1 rRNA gene is annotated in these 2912 nt (G+C 52.8%); it reads right to left on the reverse strand.

The features are described from left to right. Window positions 1–12: 12 nt before the first annotated feature. Window positions 13–2894 (reverse strand): 23S ribosomal RNA (locus DIE16_RS36130). Window positions 2895–2912 lie beyond the last annotated feature (18 nt).

The following is a 2912-nucleotide window of genomic DNA, read 5'->3' on the forward strand; positions in this document are numbered from 1 at the left end:
CAGACTTGTTATAGGATCAAGCCTTACGGGCAATTAGTATCAGTTAGCTGAACGCATTACTGCGCTTACACACCTGACCTATCAACGTCCTGGTCTCGAACGACCCTTCAAGGGGATCTAGTCCCCAGGGATATCTCATCTTAAGGCGAGTTTCCCGCTTAGATGCTTTCAGCGGTTATCTCTTCCGAACATAGCTACCCGGCGATGCCACTGGCGTGACAACCGGTACACCAGAGGTTCGTCCACTCCGGTCCTCTCGTACTAGGAGCAGCCCCCTTCAAATATCCAACGCCCACGGCAGATAGGGACCAAACTGTCTCACGACGTTTTAAACCCAGCTCACGTACCTCTTTAAATGGCGAACAGCCATACCCTTGGGACCGGCTACAGCCCCAGGATGAGATGAGCCGACATCGAGGTGCCAAACACCGCCGTCGATATGAACTCTTGGGCGGTATCAGCCTGTTATCCCCAGAGTACCTTTTATCCGTTGAGCGATGGCCCTTCCATACAGAACCACCGGATCACTATGACCTGCTTTCGCACCTGCTCGACTTGTCGGTCTCGCAGTTAAGCACGCTTATGCCATTGCACTATCAGCACGATTTCCGACCGTACCTAGCGTACCTTCGTACTCCTCCGTTACGCTTTGGGAGGAGACCGCCCCAGTCAAACTGCCTACCATGCACTGTCCCCGACCCGGATCACGGGCCAAGGTTAGAACCTCAAACAAACCAGGGTGGTATTTCAAGGACGGCTCCACCGAAACTAGCGTTCCGGTTTCATAGCCTCCCACCTATCCTACACAGATCGGTTCAAAGTCCAATGCAAAGCTACAGTAAAGGTTCATGGGGTCTTTCCGTCTAGCCGCGGGTAGATTGCATCATCACAAACACTTCAACTTCGCTGAGTCTCGGGAGGAGACAGTGTGGCCATCGTTACGCCATTCGTGCAGGTCGGAACTTACCCGACAAGGAATTTCGCTACCTTAGGACCGTTATAGTTACGGCCGCCGTTTACCGGGACTTCAATCAAGAGCTTGCACCCCATCATTTAATCTTCCGGCACCGGGCAGGCGTCACACCCTATACGTCCACTTTCGTGTTTGCAGAGTGCTGTGTTTTTATTAAACAGTCGCAGCCACCAGTTTATTGCAACCCCTTCACCCTTTGCGCGCAGGCGCATCAAGCTACAAGGGCGTACCTTATCCCGAAGTTACGGTACCAATTTGCCGAGTTCCTTCTCCCGAGTTCTCTCAAGCGCCTTAGAATACTCATCTCGCCCACCTGTGTCGGTTTGCGGTACGGTCATCGTTAGACTGAAGCTTAGAGGCTTTTCTTGGAACCACTTCCAATTGCTTCGCTCCCTAAGGAGCTCGCGCCACACCCTTGAATCCTGCGCCCGGATTTGCCTAAGCGCCTTCTCCAATGCAGCGACCGGGACTTCCAACACCCGGACAACCTTCCGCGATCCGTCCCCCCATCGCATCTAACAATGGTGCAGGAATATTGACCTGCTTCCCATCAGCTACGCATTTCTGCCTCGCCTTAGGGGCCGACTCACCCTACGCCGATGAACGTTGCGTAGGAAACCTTGGGCTTACGGCGAGGGGGCCTTTCACCCCCTTTATCGCTACTCATGTCAGCATTCGCACTTCCGATACCTCCAGCACGCTTTTCAACGCACCTTCGCAGGCTTACGGAACGCTCTCCTACCATGCGAGCAAAGCTCGCATCCGCAGCTTCGGTATATAGCTTAGCCCCGTTACATCTTCCGCGCAGGACGACTCGATCAGTGAGCTATTACGCTTTCTTTAAAGGGTGGCTGCTTCTAAGCCAACCTCCTGACTGTTTTAGCCTTCCCACTTCGTTTCCCACTTAGCTATATTTGGGGACCTTAGCTGGCGGTCTGGGTTGTTTCCCTCTTGACACCGGACGTTAGCACCCGATGTCTGTCTCCCGTGATTGCACTCTTCGGTATTCGGAGTTTGCTATGGCGGGGTAATCTGCAATAGACCCCCCAACCATGACAGTGCTCTACCCCCGAAGGTGAGACACGAGGCACTACCTAAATAGTTTTCGGAGAGAACCAGCTATTTCCAGGTTTGTTTAGCCTTTCACCCCTATCCACAGCTCATCCCCTAACTTTTCAACGTTAGTGGGTTCGGACCTCCAGTACGTGTTACCGCACCTTCATCCTGGCCATGGATAGATCACCTGGTTTCGGGTCTACGCCCAGCAACTGAACGCCCTATTCGGACTCGCTTTCGCTACGCCTGCCCTATACGGTTAAGCTTGCTACTGAACGTAAGTCGCTGACCCATTATACAAAAGGTACGCCGTCACCCCTTACGAGGCTCCGACTGTTTGTATGCATGCGGTTTCAGGATCTATTTCACTCCCCTCCCGGGGTTCTTTTCGCCTTTCCCTCACGGTACTGGTTCACTATCGGTCGATCACGAGTATTTAGCCTTGGAGGATGGTCCCCCCATCTTCAGACAGGATTTCACGTGTCCCGCCCTACTTGTCGCACACCTAGTTCTTTCATACTGTTTTCGCCTACAGGGCTATCACCTGCTATGGCCGCACTTTCCAGAGCGTTCGGCTAACAATACAAATAAAGAGTGCAAGGCTCATCCCATTTCGCTCGCCACTACTTTGGGAATCTCGGTTGATTTCTTTTCCTGCGGTTACTTAGATGTTTCAGTTCACCGCGTTCGCTTCACATGGCCTATGTATTCAGCCATGGATACTCCAAAAGGAGTGGGTTTCCCCATTCGGACATCTACGGATCAAAGCTTGTTTGCCAGCTCCCCGTAGCTTTTCGCAGGCTACCGCGTCCTTCATCGCCTGTGATCGCCAAGGCATCCACCACATGCACTTGTTCGCTTGACCCTATAACGAGTCTGTCTC

Origin of the sequence: Burkholderia sp. Bp9090, assembly GCF_003857985.1 — a bacterium.
Classification (GTDB): domain Bacteria; phylum Pseudomonadota; class Gammaproteobacteria; order Burkholderiales; family Burkholderiaceae; genus Burkholderia.